The sequence below is a fragment of the Mycobacterium gordonae genome (genome assembly GCF_001417955.2).
GTDB lineage: Bacteria > Actinomycetota > Actinomycetes > Mycobacteriales > Mycobacteriaceae > Mycobacterium > Mycobacterium gordonae_B.
Genome location: NZ_LKTM01000046.1, coordinates 80,089 through 95,674, shown reverse-complemented (window position 1 = coordinate 95,674; position 15,586 = coordinate 80,089). Strand labels below are relative to the sequence as shown.

General features: G+C 66.8%; 17 protein-coding genes. 15 read left to right on the top strand and 2 right to left on the bottom strand.

From position 1 onward, the window contains the following. The 10 genes from AO501_RS07225 to AO501_RS07180 form a co-directional block, all read left to right on the top strand. A partial coding sequence (locus tag AO501_RS07225) for an HNH endonuclease (RefSeq protein ID WP_197419781.1) occupies positions 1 to 287 on the top strand: 287 nt, incomplete at its 5' end. 89 nt (positions 288 to 376) lie between these two features. Next, positions 377 to 2,116 carry a PPE family protein gene (locus tag AO501_RS07220; RefSeq protein WP_055577076.1) on the top strand — a complete coding sequence of 580 codons (1,740 nt, stop codon included), beginning with the start codon at positions 377 to 379 and terminating at the stop codon, positions 2,114 to 2,116. Positions 2,117 to 2,121: 5 nt separating this feature from the next. After that, the gene (locus tag AO501_RS07215) at positions 2,122 to 3,291 is read left to right on the top strand and encodes a CaiB/BaiF CoA transferase family protein (protein ID WP_055577075.1); all 1,170 of its coding nucleotides are present in this window, start codon (positions 2,122 to 2,124) and stop codon (positions 3,289 to 3,291) included. Between the two features lie 75 nt (positions 3,292 to 3,366). Next, entirely contained in the window at positions 3,367 to 3,909 is a 543-nt protein-coding gene (locus tag AO501_RS07210) for a hypothetical protein (RefSeq protein ID WP_055577074.1), read from the top strand. A gap of 9 nt (positions 3,910 to 3,918) precedes the next feature. Further along, entirely contained in the window at positions 3,919 to 4,623 is a 705-nt protein-coding gene (locus AO501_RS07205; RefSeq protein WP_055577073.1) for a hypothetical protein, read from the top strand. Positions 4,624 to 4,661: 38 nt separating this feature from the next. Beyond that, complete coding sequence (locus AO501_RS07200; protein WP_055577084.1) at positions 4,662 to 5,834, top strand: cytochrome P450; 1,173 nt, start codon at positions 4,662 to 4,664, stop codon at positions 5,832 to 5,834. Position 5,835: 1 nt separating this feature from the next. Beyond that, positions 5,836 to 6,804, top strand: coding sequence for a zinc-binding dehydrogenase (locus AO501_RS07195; protein WP_055577072.1), 969 nt, complete (start codon positions 5,836 to 5,838; stop codon positions 6,802 to 6,804). Then, positions 6,801 to 7,541, top strand: coding sequence for an HpcH/HpaI aldolase family protein (locus AO501_RS07190; protein WP_055577071.1), 741 nt, complete (start codon positions 6,801 to 6,803; stop codon positions 7,539 to 7,541). The genes AO501_RS07195 and AO501_RS07190 overlap by 4 nt, the downstream gene beginning before the upstream one ends. Then, positions 7,538 to 8,254 carry an SDR family NAD(P)-dependent oxidoreductase gene (locus AO501_RS07185; protein ID WP_231752369.1) on the top strand — a complete coding sequence of 239 codons (717 nt, stop codon included), beginning with the start codon at positions 7,538 to 7,540 and terminating at the stop codon, positions 8,252 to 8,254. Before AO501_RS07190 ends, AO501_RS07185 begins: the two co-directional genes overlap by 4 nt. Then, on the top strand, positions 8,236 to 9,156 hold the full coding sequence (locus tag AO501_RS07180) for an alpha/beta hydrolase (RefSeq protein ID WP_055577070.1): 921 nt from the start codon (positions 8,236 to 8,238) through the stop codon (positions 9,154 to 9,156). The genes AO501_RS07185 and AO501_RS07180 overlap by 19 nt, the downstream gene beginning before the upstream one ends. Here the strand turns inward: AO501_RS07180 and AO501_RS07175 are convergent. Beyond that, positions 9,146 to 10,246: an alcohol dehydrogenase catalytic domain-containing protein gene (locus tag AO501_RS07175; RefSeq protein ID WP_055577082.1), complete on the bottom strand. Its 1,101-nt coding sequence runs from the start codon at positions 10,244 to 10,246 to the stop codon at positions 9,146 to 9,148. The two genes, AO501_RS07180 and AO501_RS07175, sit on opposite strands and share 11 nt — an antisense overlap. 23 nt (positions 10,247 to 10,269) lie before the next feature. Between AO501_RS07175 and AO501_RS07170 the strand changes: the two genes are divergently transcribed. Both AO501_RS07170 and AO501_RS07165 read left to right on the top strand, forming a co-directional pair. Next, a complete protein-coding gene (locus tag AO501_RS07170) occupies positions 10,270 to 10,719 on the top strand; it encodes an acyl-CoA thioesterase (protein ID WP_371934979.1) in 450 nt (149 codons plus the stop codon). A 29-nt stretch (positions 10,720 to 10,748) separates the two neighbouring features. Next, on the top strand, positions 10,749 to 11,183 hold the full coding sequence (locus tag AO501_RS07165) for an SRPBCC family protein (RefSeq protein ID WP_055577068.1): 435 nt from the start codon (positions 10,749 to 10,751) through the stop codon (positions 11,181 to 11,183). Here AO501_RS07165 and AO501_RS07160 read toward each other — a convergent pair. Next, positions 11,180 to 11,911: a GntR family transcriptional regulator gene (locus AO501_RS07160; RefSeq protein WP_082658442.1), complete on the bottom strand. Its 732-nt coding sequence runs from the start codon at positions 11,909 to 11,911 to the stop codon at positions 11,180 to 11,182. The genes AO501_RS07165 and AO501_RS07160 overlap by 4 nt on opposite strands. 130 nt (positions 11,912 to 12,041) lie before the next feature. Between AO501_RS07160 and fadD5 the strand changes: the two genes are divergently transcribed. From fadD5 to AO501_RS07145, 3 genes are all read left to right on the top strand, one after another. After that, positions 12,042 to 13,694 (top strand): fatty-acid--CoA ligase FadD5, encoded by a 1,653-nt coding sequence (fadD5, locus tag AO501_RS07155; RefSeq protein WP_055577067.1) that lies wholly within the window; start codon positions 12,042 to 12,044, stop codon positions 13,692 to 13,694. Positions 13,695 to 13,908: 214 nt separating this feature from the next. Continuing rightward, complete coding sequence (locus AO501_RS07150) at positions 13,909 to 14,712, top strand: MlaE family ABC transporter permease (RefSeq protein ID WP_055577066.1); 804 nt, start codon at positions 13,909 to 13,911, stop codon at positions 14,710 to 14,712. A 2-nt stretch (positions 14,713 to 14,714) separates the two neighbouring features. Continuing rightward, positions 14,715 to 15,584 (top strand): MlaE family ABC transporter permease, encoded by an 870-nt coding sequence (locus AO501_RS07145; protein ID WP_055577065.1) that lies wholly within the window; start codon positions 14,715 to 14,717, stop codon positions 15,582 to 15,584. Positions 15,585 to 15,586 lie beyond the last annotated feature (2 nt).

The window sequence follows — 15,586 nt, the reverse complement described above, 5'->3', positions numbered from 1 at the left end:
ACTGCGACGCCCCCATCCGCCACCGCGACCACATCACCCCCGCCCAACACGGCGGACCCACCACCGCCACCAACGGCCAAGGCCTGTGCGAACGCTGCAACTACGTCAAAGAATCACCCGGCTGGCGCGTCACCGCACACGACGAAAACGGTGTGCACACCACCGAATACATCACCCCCACCGACGCCCGCTACCGATCCGTCGCGCCACCGATCTACGTCATCACCCACATCAGCGAGATGGAAGACGCCCTCGGCATCACCGTCATCGACTTCCATGCCGCCTAGCAATTCGTTCAAAAGAGAGATAATTGACGCTTGCGTAGGCGTAGGGTGCTCTCCGGGATCAGAGAGTTCCGTCCGACGGGGGGTCAATTGTGGCAAACTTCGTTACTCTGCCGCCGGAGATTAATTCTTTGCTGATGTTCAGCGGTGCGGGGTCGGCGCCGATGCTGGACGCGGCCGCGGCCTGGGAAGGTCTGGCATCGGAATTGGGGACGGCGGCATCGTCCTTTTCGTCGGTAACAACGGACTTGGCGGGCAGTTGGTGGCAGGGGGCGGCATCGGCGGCGATGGCGGCCGCGGCCGCGCCGTATGCGGAGTACCTCGGCGCCGCCTGCGCCCGGGCGGTCGGGGCGGCCGAACAGGCCCGCACAGTGGCCGGCGTATTCGAGGCCGCCCGCGCCGCGACCGTCCATCCGCTGGCGGTGGCGGCGAACCGCAGCGCTTTCGTGCAGCTGATCCGATCAAATTGGCTGGGGCTCAACGCCCCCGCAATCATGGCCGCGGAGGGCCACTACGAGCAGATGTGGGCCGCGGACGTCGAAGCGATGACGGGCTACTACGCCGGAGCGTCGGCCGCGGCCGCGCAGCTGCCCAGTGATCTGCAACGACTCCTGCAGAACCTGCCCAGCCTGGGTATCGGTAACCGGGGCAACGCGAACATCGGGCACGGCAACACCGGCACCGGCAACATCGGCATCGGCAACAGCGGCACCGACAACAGCGAACTGGTGCCTCCGCAGTCGGGCAACTACAACATCGGCGGTGGGAACAACGGCAACGGCAACGTAGGTGCCGGAAACAACGGCAACAGCAACGTCGGGTTCGGCAATTTCGGCAATGGGAACATCGGCTTCGGAAACGGCGGTCCGACCGATTTGTCCAATCCGAACCTCTATACCTTCCAAACGACCGCCGGCAACAACAACGTGGGCATGGGTAACACCGGCAGCAATAACGTCGGCCTCGGCAACCTGGGCGACGGAAACATCGGCGGCGGGAACACCGGTGACGCAAACGTCGGAGCCGGGAACACCGGCATCGGCAACTTCGGCTTCGGGAACAGCGGCAACGGGAACATCGGAATCGGGCTTGTCGGCAACGGGCGGGTCGGCGTCGACCTCGCCGGGGTGTTCAACTTCGGCAACGGCAACATCGGTCTGTTCAACTCGGGTGACCACAATGTCGGCTTCTTCAACTCCGGCAGCGGCAACGTCGGCATCTTCAGCTCAGGCGTCAATACCGTTTTCCCGGGCCACATCAACAGCTTTGGTTTCGGGAACTCGGGCACCGGCAGTCTCGGGTTCGGCAACTCGGGCGCCGGCAACGTCGGCTTCTGGAACTCCGGCCTGCTCAACACCGGCTGGGGGAACGCCGGCTCGATCAATACCGGCGGCTGGAATGGGAACAACCTCAACACGGGCCTGTGGAACTCCGGCGAGACCAACACCGGCTTCGGCAATTCCGGCCACGTCAACACCGGCGTCGGAAATGCGGGCAACGTGAACACCGGCTTCGGCTTTGCCACCGACGCCGGGGACGTCGGCATCGGTGCCGTCGACAACTCGGGGTTCGGCAACACGGGCGCCGGAGTCTCCGGCTTCGGCAACAACGGCGGCAGCGACGGCCACGGGGTGTCCGGCTTCTTCAACACGATCGTTGCGGCGCTGCAGTCTTCCGGAGTGAGTTCGGGCTTTTTCAACACTGCCGTCACCGGCGCCGTGGGCCCCTTCCCGAGCGGCGTGCTGAGTGGCTTCAACTCGGGCCTGTTCAACACGGGGACCGCCAATTCGGGCATCCTGAGCCTCGGTCAGTTGGTGATGAAGCTAGGCTGACCGCGATGGCAGGACCGGTGGAGGGCATCAAGGTCGTCGAACTCGGGGTCTGGGTGGCCGGTCCGGCAGCGGCCGCAATCCTGGCCGACTGGGGCGCCGATGTCATCAAGATCGAGCCGCCGGCCGGCGATCCCGGCCGGATGTTCGGCCGCATGCTGGGCTGCGACCTCGGTGTGAACCCGCCGTTCGAGATGGACAACCGGTCCAAGCGCAGCGTCGTGCTGGACCTCACCACTGCGAGCGACCGACAGGTTGCGCTCGAATTGCTCTCGGACGCAGACGTTTTCATCACCAATGTGCGGCCCGGTGCGTTGCGGCGGCTCGGCCTGGACTACCAGACGCTGGCCAACGATCACCCGCGGCTGGTTTACGGTCTGATCACCGGCTACGGCGAATCAGGGCCGGACGCCGACCGCGCGGCCTATGACGTCGCGGCTTTCTGGTCCAGAGGCGGCATCGCCCACCTACTCACCAGGCCCGGCGACACACCGCCGTTCCAGCGTGGCGGCATGGGCGATCACTCAGCAGGCATGACCCTGGCCGGCGCCGTCTGCGCTGCGTTACTCGCCCGCGAGCGCACCGGCACAGGGCAATTGGTGTCGACCTCGCTGTACCGCCAGGGCGCATACACCGTGAGCTTCGACCTGAACACCTACCTGCTCACCGGTCAGCCGATCGCGATCGGCGAACGCGCCACCATGGGTAACCCGTGCATGAACAACTACGCCGCCGCCGACGGGCGCCGGTTCTGGATCGTCGGGCTGGAAGTCAACCGGCACTGGCCCGCGCTTTGTCGAGTGGTGGGCCGCACCGACTGGCTGACCGACCCGCGTTATGCCGACGCCCGCGCCCGCGCGGCCAACGCCGCCCCGCTGATCGCCGAACTGGACGAAATCTTCGCGACCCGCCCGCTTGACGAGTGGGCCGACCTGTTCGCCGCCGAGCCGGATTTCTTCTGGTCGCCGATCAACGCACTCGAGGACATCGTCGCCGACGAGCAATTCCATGCCGCCGGCGGAATCGTCGACGTACCCGACGGAGGCGCGATCGTGCCGATGGTGGCCACGCCCGCCGATTTTCACGGAACGCCCTGGTCACCGCGCTCTGCTGCACCGCAACTCGGCCAGCACACCGACGAGGTCCTGGCCGAACTGGACGCCCGCCGCCAGCGCTGAGACCTCCACGGAGCTTTACAAAATCGAGCGGAAGTGTCACGCTGTCCGAGGAGCTGTGGCAACAGGAACGGATCGATGGTTACTCCAACGTTCGACTTTCATCCCGGCAGGGGCACGGCACGCAGGGCTCAGCTCGACGGCCGGGTACTGCGTCACCGCCTCGACGTCATTGCCGTCGGCACCGGCGACGTGGTGCACACCGTCGGTGGCTGGCTGTATGACCGGGTGATGGCCGGCTGGCAGGTCAACGTGCTGTTACCGCCGGGCTGCGACACCCGTCCGTTGCGCGTATTGGGGGCGCGGGTTTTGGACGCGGCCGGAGATCTGGACGTCTCTGGACCGATGAGTCAGGGTCTGGCCGTCAGCGCCGAGGCGTTCGCCGCCGACGACCGCGTCCGTGCCCTGGTGCGCAAGGCCGTGGCCAGTCGGTTGACCGAGGTCGCGCTGTGGGGCGAGGGCTGGCCACTCGGTGCGGACCGCGGCCTCACCCGGACCCACTACACGCCGAGCGCCGCAGCCCGCGCGTTTAAAGCCGAGGCCCTGCGCGCGGCTGGAATGCATTACGAGGCAATAGCTTCCACGGAGTCTATGGTTACCGACTCGGCCTGGCCGGGGTAGCCGGACAGTATGAAGAAGTACCACCGCCACACGTTGCTCTACCTGCACGAAACGATCGATCTGGGTTCGGGGCGCAGCGACGACTTCACCGAGGTGTTCGTCGACATCTATCAGCCGATGATGGAAGAACTCGGCGCCCGGCTGTACTCGATCTGGGAGACCACGCCCTACAACGGTCACTGGCCGCAGGTGACGATCATCTGGGAGATCGACGCATTCGCGGACTACGCCAGGATCGGCGCCGCGCAGGCGCGCGGCGGTAGTCACGAGTCGGTGGCCGGGAAGTGGTCGGCCTATCTGACCGACTTGGGCGCCTCGGGGGAGGGCCGGATCATGTACGCCGGTCCCAGCAACAGGAGCCTGGCCGCGTTGAGTGACGTCAATTTCGATGCGTCGCTGGTGATTCAGGAGATCATGCAGACCAAGCCCGGTCGGCAGGACGACTACATCCGCGAGCTGGAGCGACTCTACGTCCCCTGGTCGGAGAGCACCGGCAAGCACTGGCTCGGCTCCTTCACCACCACGTTCCGTTTCAACGAGGTCATTCACTACTGGGCTCTCGAAGGCGGCTGGGAGTGCTTCGCGAACCATTACCCGTCCTGGAAGGACAGCCCGCCCGCTGAGATCGTCACCTGGATGAGCGTTGCGCCGGCCCTGCGCGACGGCTGGGAAGACTCCATTCTGCAGGCTCTACCGCCGTCGCCACTGCAGTGACGCAGGACTTCTCCTACGATCCCTTCGACGCGGCCGTGATGGCGAATCCGCTTCCCTACTATCGCATCCTGCGCGATCAGTACCCGGTTTACTACCTGCCGCAGTGGGATACGTTCGCTATCTCGAGGTTCGAAGACATCTGGCAGGTACTGGAGGTCAACGACGGTACGTTCGTCGCCTCGGAGGGGACCCTGCCCGCGGCTTCGGTTCTGGCGCGGCACAATAACGGCCCGGTCGCCGACCCGCCGCTGCACCCGTTGCCGTTCCACGCGGTGTTCGACACCGATCTCTACGGCGAGATCCGCCGCGCCCACTCCCAGCCGCTGCGGCCCAGGTCGGTCACCGCTTTGCAGGCGCGAATCCGCGAACTGGCCAACGAACGGCTCGACCTGCTCCTACCGCGGGGCACCTTCGACCTCACCCAGGACTACGGCGGCATTGTGGCGGCGTCGATGGTCTGTGAATTGCTGGGATTGTCAACGGATCTCGCCCCCCAGGTATTGGCGGCGGTCAATGCCGGCAGTCTGGCCGAACCCGGCGAGGGCGTCGACACCGCCGAGGCGCGGCCGAACTATCTGCAGTTCCTGGTGCCGGTGGTGGCGCGGCGCCGCGCCGGTGAAGCCGGCAAGCTGCCGGTGGTCGACGGACTGCTCGGCTATCGCCTGCCCGACGGCAGCGCGCTCAGCGACGTCGAAGTCGCCACCCAGATGCTGTGCATCTTCATCGGCGGCACCGAGACGGTGCCGAAGATCGTGGCGCACGGGCTGTGGGAGCTCAGCCGGCGTCCCGGGCAGCTTGCGGCCGTACGCGCCGACCCGGCCACCACCGTCCCGGTCGCCCGCGAAGAGATGATCCGCTACTGCGCCCCGGCGCAATGGTTCGCCCGAACGGCGCGTAAACCCTGCACCCTGCACGGCCAGACGATCAGCCCCGGGCAACGGGTGATCACGCTGCTGGCCTCGGCGAACCGGGACGAACGCGAGTATCCCGAACCCGACGAATTCATCTGGGACCGCCCGATCCAACGGTCGCTGGCATTCGGCCGCGGCCAGCATTTCTGCCTCGGCTATCATCTGGCACGACTGGAAGTTGCTGTGCTGCTGGAAGAATGGCTGCGCCGGGTGCCCGAATTCGCGATCGACGGCGACCAGGCCACCCGGCTGCCGTCTAGTTTCCAGTGGGGCTGGAACAAGATTCCGGTGGAGGTCTGAGGTGTGGTCGTATCGGGTCGTCGCGCCGTACGCGTTCGAGCGCACCTCGATTCCGGCCAAGACACCTGAGTGCCTCACGAACGGCCAAGTGCTGCTGCGGTTTCAGGCTGCCGGGGTGTGCGGCAGCGATCTGCCCGGTTTCCGGGGCGCGCAGGGACGGCTGCCGGGTGACGACGGCCGCAGCGCCGCGGAGAAGGACGGCTTCCCGATCCACGAAGTCGCCGGCGAGGTCCTTGCCAGCAGGCACCCGGACCACCGGCCCGGCGAGCAGGTGGTGGGTTGGGCCTCCGGGTTCGACGGCATGATGGAGCGGGTGGTCAGCGACGGTGACGGCCTGGCGCCCTACGATCCGTCGCTCAGCGCGGCACAGGCGGTAGGCCTGCAGCCGCTGGCCTGCGTGCTGTATGCGTGCGAGCAGTTGCCCGATCTGGCCGGGCGGCACGTGGCGATCATCGGCCAGGGATCGATCGGCCTGCTGTTCTCCTACGTCGCCAAGGCCGCCGGAGCGCGACGAGTCACCGGAATCGACCCGGTCGACCGCGAAAAGCTCTCGTGCGCATTCGGTGTCGATGATGCCGTGCGTGCCACCAGCGACCGGTGGGTGAGTCGGCTTGCTCCGCAGGACCGGCCCGAGGTGGTCGTCGAGGCGGTTGGTCATCAGGTGGCCACCCTGGGGCATGCGATCGGGGCAGCCGCCCCGGGTGGCACCGTGTTCTACTTCGGCGTGGCCGACGACGACTCGTATCCCATCGACATGCGCGCCATGCTGCGCAAGAACCTGACGCTGAAATCCGGTGTCACACTGGACCGGCGGCGGATGCTGGACCTGGCCGGCAGGTTCGCCGCCGAACACCCCGACCTGCTCGGCACGTATCTGACACACACCTTCGCCGTCGACGACGTCCAGGCGGCGTTCGAGTTGGCCTGCCGTCCGGACCCCGACCGCGTGAAGATCGCGATCGCCGGATGAGCGTCTTCCGAAACGATGTCAGTAGACCCCGCTGGGGCGGCTGGGTCACCGGTCCGACACTGATCGGCCCCGATGAGTTCGCCCGGGCCGGCTACGACTACGTCGGATTCGACGCCCAGCACGGCTATCTCGACGACGCCGGAATCGCCGCCATGTTGCGCCACCTCGAACACGTCCCGATCGCCACCGCCGTCAGGCTGCCCAACGCCGACCCGGCGCCCATCGGACGGGTGCTCGACGCCGGTGCCGACGCCGTCATCATCGCCATGATCGAATCGGCCGACCAGGCCGCCGCGGCGGTGGCCGCCACCCGCTATCCCCCCGCGGGCATTCGCAGCTTCGGGCCGTTGCGGGCGAGCCTGGGCAACGATCCCGCCGCGCTGGCGGAGCGGGCCGGGGTCTTCGCCATGATCGAGACGGCCGCGGCGGTCTCCGGTATCGAAGACATCTGCGCGGTGAGCGGGTTGACCGGAATCTACGTCGGGCCGGCCGATCTGGCGATCTCGATGGGCGCCGACGTGGTCGGTGCGACACGCAACGACCTCGTTCTCCAGGCGATCGGCCGGATCCATCGCGTCGCCAGCGCCGCCGGACTAATCACCGGAATCCATGCCAGCGACGGATCGACGGGAAAGAGGATGGCCCAGTTGGGCTTTCAGATGATCACGCTGGCATCCGAATCGCATGCGCTACGCCGGGGCGCCGCCGAACACCTGCGCGAGGCGACCGGCCGGTGAGCGACGCGAAGATCGCATTGGTGACCGGCGCGGCGGGCGGGCAGGGCGCCGCGATAGTGCAGACATTGCTCGGCAAAGGCTTTCAGGTCGCGGCCTGTGACGTGCGATCCGACGGAATCGACTCTGCGAGACAGGGATTGCTGAGTCTGGCGTTAGACGTCACCGACCCGCGGCAGTGGGAAGCCGCCGTCTGGGCAACCGTCGAGCGATTCGGGGGACTGTCCACACTGGTCAACAACGCCGGGGTGCTGCACCGGGCGTCGCTGGCCGATGAGACGGTGGAAGACTTCGAGAACTCGTGGCGGGTCAATTGTCTGGGCGCGTTCCTGGGTATGCGTGCCGCGCTGCAACACCTGCAAGCGGCCGGCAACGCCGCTATCGTCAACATCTGCAGTACCGGAGCCATCCGTCCCTTTCCGCAGCATTGCGCCTACGGCTCCGCAAAGTGGGCCCTGCGCGGTCTGACCCAGACGGCGGCGGCCGAACTCGCGCCGGCCGGGATCCGCGTCAATGCGGTGTTCCCGGGGCCGGTCGCCACCCCGATGCTTGACGACGCCATTCAGCAGCGACTGGCGGCGGTGGCGATGTTCGGCCGGTTGGGCCGGCCTGCCGAAATCGCCGATGCCGTGGCGTTTCTGGTCTCCGAGGAGGCGTCCTTCATCACCGGGTCGGAACTCGTCGTCGACGGTGGGCAATGCCTGCAGATCCGGTGAGCGTCCGACTGCGACTGGACCCGGCGCTGCGTGAGGTTGCCGTCAACCGGACGGTGTTCACCGCCGAAGCCATTCCGCTGATCCGGGAGTCGATGAACCAGCGTCGCTCCGAGGCGCGTCTGGACACAGCCGGGGTGTCAATCGACCAGGCTGCCGCCGCGGGCGTGCCGGTGCGCATCTATCGCGGCGGCGCGGGGCGGGCACCGGCGGTCCTCTATTGCCACGCAGGCGGTTTCGCGCTCGGCAATCTGGACACCGACCACCGGCAGTGTCTGGAACTTGCCCGCCGCGCCGGATGTGCGGTGGTGTCGGTCGACTATCGCTTGGCGCCGGAACACCCCTGGCCCGCAGCGCTGAACGACGCGCAGAAGGTGCTCAAATGGTTGCACGGCAACGCATCTGAGCTGAGCATCGATCCGGACCGGGTGGCGGTGGCGGGCAGCAGCGCCGGTGGCGCCCTGGCCGCCGGCCTGGCACACGGCGCCGCCGACGGCGAACTGCCACCACTGGTGTTCCAGCTGCTGCACCAGCCGGTGCTCGACGACCGTCCGACGTTGTCCAGGAACGAGTTTCGCGCCACCCCCGCGTTCGACGGCGAGGCAGCGGACCTGATGTGGCGGCACTACCTGGCCGGGCAGCACCCGACGCCGGGGGCCGCGCCCGCCCGTCGGGAAGTGTTGGCGGGACTGCCCCCCGCGCTGATCACGTGCGCAGCGGTCGATCCCTTCCGCGACGAGGCGGTGGAGTACGCGCAGCGGTTGCAAAGCGCCGGGGTGCCGACCGAGCTGCACGTGTTCTCCGGCGCCTGCCACGGATTCGACTCGCTGCTGCCCGAATGGACGGCGTCGCAACGGCTGTTCGCCCTGCAAGGCGGCGCGCTGGCGGCGGCGTTCAGAATCTGATCAATTGGCGCACCGCGGTGCCGTCGGCCAAGTGGTCCATCGCCTCGTTGATGTCGTCCAACCGGATCGTCGACGAGACCAGGGATTCCACCGGCAGCCGGCCGGACTGCCACAGCGCGACGAAGCGGGGGATGTCGCGGCTGGGCACCGCCGACCCGAGATAGCTTCCGATCAGCGCGCGGCCTTCGGCGACAAAACCCAACGGCGACAGGCTGATTCGAGCGTCCGGCCGCGGCAGTCCGACGGTGACGGTGCGCCCGCCCGGGGCGGTCAGCCCGATCGAGGTCTCCAAGGCGAGGGGATGGCCGACGGCCTCCACCACCACGTCCGCCTTGACTCCCGCGGCCTGCTCCGGTGTGTAAGTCTCGTGTGCGCCCAGAGCCGCTGCGGCACGCAGCTTTTCCGGGAGTTGATCGACGCCGATGACGCGGACACCCTCATAGGTCAACGCGGTGATCACCGCAGCCATGCCGACACCGCCGAGCCCGACGACCGCGACGGACTGGCCGGGCCGGGGGTCGCCGACGTTGAGCACGGCGCCGCCTCCGGTCAGCACCGCGCACCCGAGCAGGGCGGCCACCTCCGGCGGCACATCGTCGGGCACGGCGACGGCACTGGCCCGATTGACCACGGCGTGCGTCGCGAACCCCGAGACGCCGAGGTGGTGATAAACCGTTCCGCCGTCCCGGCTCAGGCGGATGCCCCCACCGAGCAGGGTCCCCGCGTTGTTGGCCGCGCTGCCGGGCCCGCACGGCGTCAGGCCCTCCGTCGCGCACGCGGGACATTGGCCACAGCGGGGCAGAAACACCAGCACCACCCGCTGTCCGATGGCCAGGTCGTCGACGCCGTCACCGAGCGCCTCGACGACGCCCGCCGCCTCGTGACCCAGCAGCATCGGCACCGGACGTACCCGGTTGCCGTCGACCACCGACAGATCCGAGTGACAAACCCCGGCCGCTTCGACGCGCACCAGCACTTCACCGTGACCCGGGTCCGCCAGCTCGAGATCGGCGATGCTGATCGGCCGCGATCCCGCGTACGGGCGTGGCGCACCGATCCGCTCCAGCACCGCGCCGCGGATGTGAATCATGTTGGAATACAACCATGAGCTCCATGCCACCTGCCCCGGACGGCCTCACCAGCGCTGATTTCCCGGTGCTGTGGCCGGTGCTCACCCGCTGGGCCGACAACGACATGTTCGGCCACCTCAACAACGCGGTCTACTACCAACTGTTCGACACCGCGATCAACGCCTGGATCGCCACCGAGGTTGGGGTCGATCCGCTCACCATTCCCGAACTGGGCATCGTCGCGGAGTCAGGCTGCCGCTATTTCGCCGAGCTGGCGTTCCCGGAGCGCCTCGCGGTGGGCCTGGCCGTGACGCGGCTCGGCCGCAGCAGCGTCACCTATCGACTGGGCCTCTTCAAAGAGATCGACCAGGAGCCGCGGCCTGTTGCTGCACTGGGCCACTGGGTGCATGTCTACGTCGATCGCGACACCCGCCGACCGGTCCCAATTCCCGACGCGATCCGGTCGTTGTTGTCGACCGCCTTAGTGAATTGAGCCCGGCCGGGCGCACGTATGCTTCGCCAATGGCAGTTATGAGCAAGACAGTCGAGGTCGATGCCGAGGCCGGCTCCATCATGGGCATCGTCTCCGACATCGAGCGGTACCCGGAATGGAATGAAGGCGTCAAAGGCGCCTGGATCCTCGCCCGCTACGACGACGGCCGCCCCAGCCAGGTTCGCCTGGACACCAATGTCAACGGTTTCGAAGGCGTCTATATCCACGCCGTGTATTACCCGGGTGAGAACCAGATTCAGACGGTGATGCAGCAGGGCGACCTGTTCGCCAAGCAGGAGCAGCTTTTCAGCGTGGTGGCCACCGGAGCGAACAGCCTGCTCACCGTGGACATCGACGTCGAGCCCAGCATGCCGGTGCCCGCGCCCATGGTGAAGATGTTGCTGGGCAACGTCCTCGACCAACTGGCCGCCAACGTCAAGCAGCGCGCCGAGCAACTCGGCTAGGAGTTGAAGATCCCCGTCCGGTCCAATGTCTCGGTAAGCCGTTGGGCCGCGTCGGTGAACTGCCAGACCGTGTGCTCGACCACGGCCGCCGCGTCGCGGTTCCGCAACGCGGTGATCAGCCGGCGGTGGCTGTCGACGGTGGATTCGCCCCACAGCGGGTCGGCGGCGTACAGCTGGGCGGGCATGTAGCGGGCGGCGTTGAGCAGGAACCAGGCCAGTTTGATCCGCCCGCTCGCCTGGTTGAACACCCGGTGGAACGAGAACTCCAGCGAGGCGATCGCCTCGACGTCCCCGCCGCCGACCGCCGACGCCAACAGGTCGTTGATGCGCTCCAACTCGGCGATCTCGCGTTCGGTGATGCGTTCGGTCGCCGTGCCGGCCAACTCGCGGGCGATTGTGGACTGCAGCCAGAAGATGTCGTCGATGTCCTGGCGGGTCAGCGGGAGCACCACGTGACCGCGGTGCGGCTCCAGCTGCACCATGCCCTCGCCGCGCAGCTTCAACAGGGCCTCGCGCACCGGCGTGATGCTCACCCCGAGCTGAGCGGCGGTTTCGTCCAGCCGGATGAACGTGCCCGGGCGCAGCGTCCCCGACATGATCGCGGTCCGCAGGTGCCCGGCGACTTCGTCGGATAGCTGCGCCCGGCGCAGCGGCCGGCGCCTGCGCGGCTCGGAACCTAAGGCCGATAACGGTGCATTCACGGGGCCTGCCAGGCCTTTCAGCGACATTGCGGTATTGGCTCAAGTCGTGGCTAAGGGCTTGTTAGCGACCTCAGCGGCCGTTAGTGTGACCCAGACAACACATGTTTTATCAAATATCAGCCTGACGCAAGCGGTGCGCGAGTGAAGGGAAGGCATATTGACCGCCCAACTGGCCGGCCACCGGACGCAGGCCCATTCCGAAGCGCTCGAGCAGCCGTATCTTGCTCGCCGCCAGAACTGGGTGAACCAGCTCGAACGGCACGCGATGATGCAGCCGGACGCGCCGGCGCTGAGATTCCTGGGCCGCACGCTGACGTGGGCGGGGCTGCGGGGTCGCGTGACGGCGCTGGCCGGCGCGCTGAGCCGCCGTGGCGTCGGCCCCGGCGACCGGGTGATGGTGTTGATGCTCAACCGCCCCGAGTTCGTCGAGTCGGTGCTGGCCGCCAACATGTTGGGAGCGATCGCCGTCCCGTTGAACTTCCGGCTCACCCCTTCGGAGATCGCCTTCCTGGTCGAGGACAGCGGGGCCCGCGTGGTCATCACCGAAGCGGTCCTCGCCCCGGTGGCGACGGGCGTACGGCAGATCGCTCCACTGCTGGACACGGTGGTGGTGGCAGGCGACAGCGCCGATGACGACGTCCTCTTCTATGAAGACCTTATGAATGAGGCGGGCGATGCGCCCGCCCCGGTTGACATCCCGAACGACTCCCCGGCGCTGATCATGTACACATCGGGCACCACGGGGCGGCCCAAGGGTGCGGTGCTCACCCACGCCAACCTCACCGGTCAGACGATGACCATGCTCTACACCAGTGGCGTCGACCTCAACAACGACGTCGGCTTCATCGGTGTCCCGTTGTTCCACATCGCCGGGATCGGCAATGTGCTCTCCGGGATGCTGCTCGGCCTCCCGACCGTGATCTACCCGCTCGGCGCGTTCGAGCCCGGCCAGCTGCTCGACGTATTGGAGGCCGAGAGGGTCACCGGCATATTCCTGGTTCCCGCGCAGTGGCAGGCGGTGTGCGCGGAGCAGCAGGCAAGGCCGCGCGACCTGCGGTTGCGAGTGATGTCGTGGGGTGCCGCGCCGGCGCCAGATGTGTTGCTGCGAAAGATGTCCGAGATCTTTCCGGGCACCCAGATCCTGGCCGCGTTCGGCCAGACCGAGATGTCGCCGGTGACGTGCATGCTGCTCGGCGACGACGCCATCCGCAAGCGGGGATCGGTCGGCCGGGTGATCCCGACGGTTGCCGCACGGGTCGTCGACGACAACATGAACGACGTGCCGGTCGGCGAGGTCGGCGAGATCGTCTATCGCGCACCGACATTGATGAGTGGCTACTGGAACAATCCGGAGGCCACCGCGGAGGCTTTCGCCGGCGGCTGGTTCCACTCCGGCGACCTGGTCCGGATGGACGCCGATGGCTACGTGTGGGTCGTGGACCGCAAGAAGGACATGATCATCTCCGGCGGCGAGAACATCTACTGCGCGGAGGTCGAGAACGTTCTGGCCGGCCATGAGCGCATCGTCGAGGTCGCGGTGATCGGCCGGGTCGATGAGCGATGGGGCGAGGTTCCAGTCGCCGTCGCCGCTGTAACGGAAGGCCACCTCCGGATCGAAGAGCTAGATGAGTACTTGACCGAGCGGCTTGCGCGGTACAAGCACCCCAAGGCGCTCGAGATCGTGGACGCCCTGCCGCGCAACCCCGCCGGGAAGGTGCTCAAGACTGAGCTGCGTTTGCGCTACGGGGTCGGCGACGACTCTGGAAATCGTTCTGTCACAACGAAATCTGCCACCAGAGAGGAAAGCTGACGAGGCCGACATGTTTGCTAGGTGCTGACGTGATGTCAATTGTCGAGTTGCTATACACACCTGGGCGACCATCGGGTACATTCCTGTGGTCTCCGTTACTACCTGCGGGTAGGGAGCCGTTGGTCACACACGTAGGGTCGGGGCAAGGAGGAGGCGTGCGACACCAATCGCCGCGGCGCCGCGACACGAGCGGCCCCAATGTGAAGGGGCAATCGTGACGACATCCACTCGACCGCATCTGGTCGGATTCCTGCGCGATCGATTCGAGTCGCCACTGACTCTGATCGGCGGGTTCTTCCGGATGTGCGTGTTGACCGGCCGGGCCTTGTTCCGGCGGCCGTTTCAGTGGGGCGAGTTGGTCCTGCAATGCTGGTTCATCATGCGGGTGGCGTTGCTGCCCACGATCATGGTGTCGATCCCGCTGACGGTGCTGCTTATCTTCACACTCAACGTGCTGCTTTCGCAGTTCGGCGCCGCCGACCTATCGGGTGCGGGAGCGGCCATTGCGGCGGTCACCCAGCTCGGTCCCTTGACCACAGTGCTGGTGGTGGCCGGCGCCGGTTCGACAGCGATCTGCGCCGATCTGGGCGCCCGCACCGTCCGTGAAGAGATCGACGCGATGGAAGTGCTCGGCATCGACCCGATCCACCGGCTGGTGGTGCCCCGGGTGATCGCGGCGACGGTGGTCGCGACGCTGCTCAACGCCCTGGTGATCACGGTGGGACTGGTTGGTGGCTACCTGTTCGGGGTGTATCTGCAGAACGTTTCCGGTGGGGCGTATCTGGCGACGCTGACCACGATCACCGGGCTGCCCGAGGTGATCATCGCGATGATCAAGGCGGCGACGTTCGGGTTGATCGCCGGGTTAGTCGGTTGCTACCGCGGGTTGACGGTGCGCGGTGGTTCCAAGGGGCTGGGCACGGCGGTCAACGAGACCGTGGTGCTGTGCGTGGTGGCCTTGTATGCGGTGAACGTCATATTGACCACGATCGGCGTTCGATTCGGGACGGGGCACTAACGATGTCGACAGCAGCGGTAGTCCGGTCGCGGTTCCCGCGGGCGACGGCCAACGTCAACAAGTACGCGGGTTCGGTGACCCGGGGTCTGGACGAGACCGGCCAGCTAGCCTGGTTCGTCCTGACCAGCCTGGGGCAGATCCCGCATGCGATTCATTACTACCGCAAGGAGACCCTGCGGCTGATCGCTCAGATCGGGATGGGCACCGGCGCAATGGCGGTCGTCGGCGGTACTGCCGCGATCGTCGGCTTTGTGACGTTGTCCGGCAGTTCGCTGATTGCCATCCAGGGCTTTGCCACGCTGGGCAACATCGGTGTCGAGGCCTTCACGGGGTTCTTCTCCGCGCTGATCAACGTGCGAATCGCCGCCCCCGTCGTCACTGGAATCTCGCTGGCAGCGACGGTCGGAGCCGGCGCCACGGCCGAGCTGGGTGCAATGCGGATCAGCGAGGAAATCGACGCGCTGGAAGTGATGGGAATCAAGTCCATTTCCTACCTGACCTCCACCCGTGTGGTCGCCGGGCTGGTGGTGATCATCCCGCTATACGCGCTGGCGATGATTATGGCTTTTCTCTCCCCGCAGGTCGTTACGACGCTGTTGTACGGACAGTCGAGCGGCACCTACGAACACTACTTCCGGACCTTCCTCCGCCCCGACGACGTGTTCTGGTCATTTCTGGAGGCGATCATCATCGCGGGAATCGTGATGGTGACCCACTGCTACTACGGGTTCAATGCCGGCGGCGGACCGGTCGGCGTCGGCGAGGCGGTCGGCCGATCGATGCGGTTCTCCCTGATCTCGGTTCAGGTGGTTGTTCTGTCCGCCGCGTTGGCGCTCTACGGCGTCAACCCCAACTTCGCATTGACGGTGTAGCG

Bases quoted from the DNA above. Each gene is read 5' to 3' on its own strand.
- AO501_RS07215 (WP_055577075.1), top strand. From the start codon at position 2,122: ATGGCAGGACCGGTGGAGGGCATCAAGGTCGTCGAACTCGGGGTCTGG.
- AO501_RS07210 (WP_055577074.1), top strand. From the start codon at position 3,367: ATGGTTACTCCAACGTTCGACTTTCATCCCGGCAGGGGCACGGCACGC.
- AO501_RS07205 (WP_055577073.1), top strand. From the start codon at position 3,919: ATGAAGAAGTACCACCGCCACACGTTGCTCTACCTGCACGAAACGATC.
- AO501_RS07200 (WP_055577084.1), top strand. From the start codon at position 4,662: ATGGCGAATCCGCTTCCCTACTATCGCATCCTGCGCGATCAGTACCCG.
- AO501_RS07190 (WP_055577071.1), top strand. From the start codon at position 6,801: ATGAGCGTCTTCCGAAACGATGTCAGTAGACCCCGCTGGGGCGGCTGG.
- AO501_RS07180 (WP_055577070.1), top strand. From the start codon at position 8,236: ATGCCTGCAGATCCGGTGAGCGTCCGACTGCGACTGGACCCGGCGCTG.
- AO501_RS07175 (WP_055577082.1), bottom strand. From the start codon at position 10,246: ATGATTCACATCCGCGGCGCGGTGCTGGAGCGGATCGGTGCGCCACGC.
- AO501_RS07170 (WP_371934979.1), top strand. From the start codon at position 10,270: ATGCCACCTGCCCCGGACGGCCTCACCAGCGCTGATTTCCCGGTGCTG.
- AO501_RS07165 (WP_055577068.1), top strand. From the start codon at position 10,749: ATGGCAGTTATGAGCAAGACAGTCGAGGTCGATGCCGAGGCCGGCTCC.
- AO501_RS07160 (WP_082658442.1), bottom strand. From the start codon at position 11,911: ATGTCGCTGAAAGGCCTGGCAGGCCCCGTGAATGCACCGTTATCGGCC.
- AO501_RS07145 (WP_055577065.1), top strand. From the start codon at position 14,715: ATGTCGACAGCAGCGGTAGTCCGGTCGCGGTTCCCGCGGGCGACGGCC.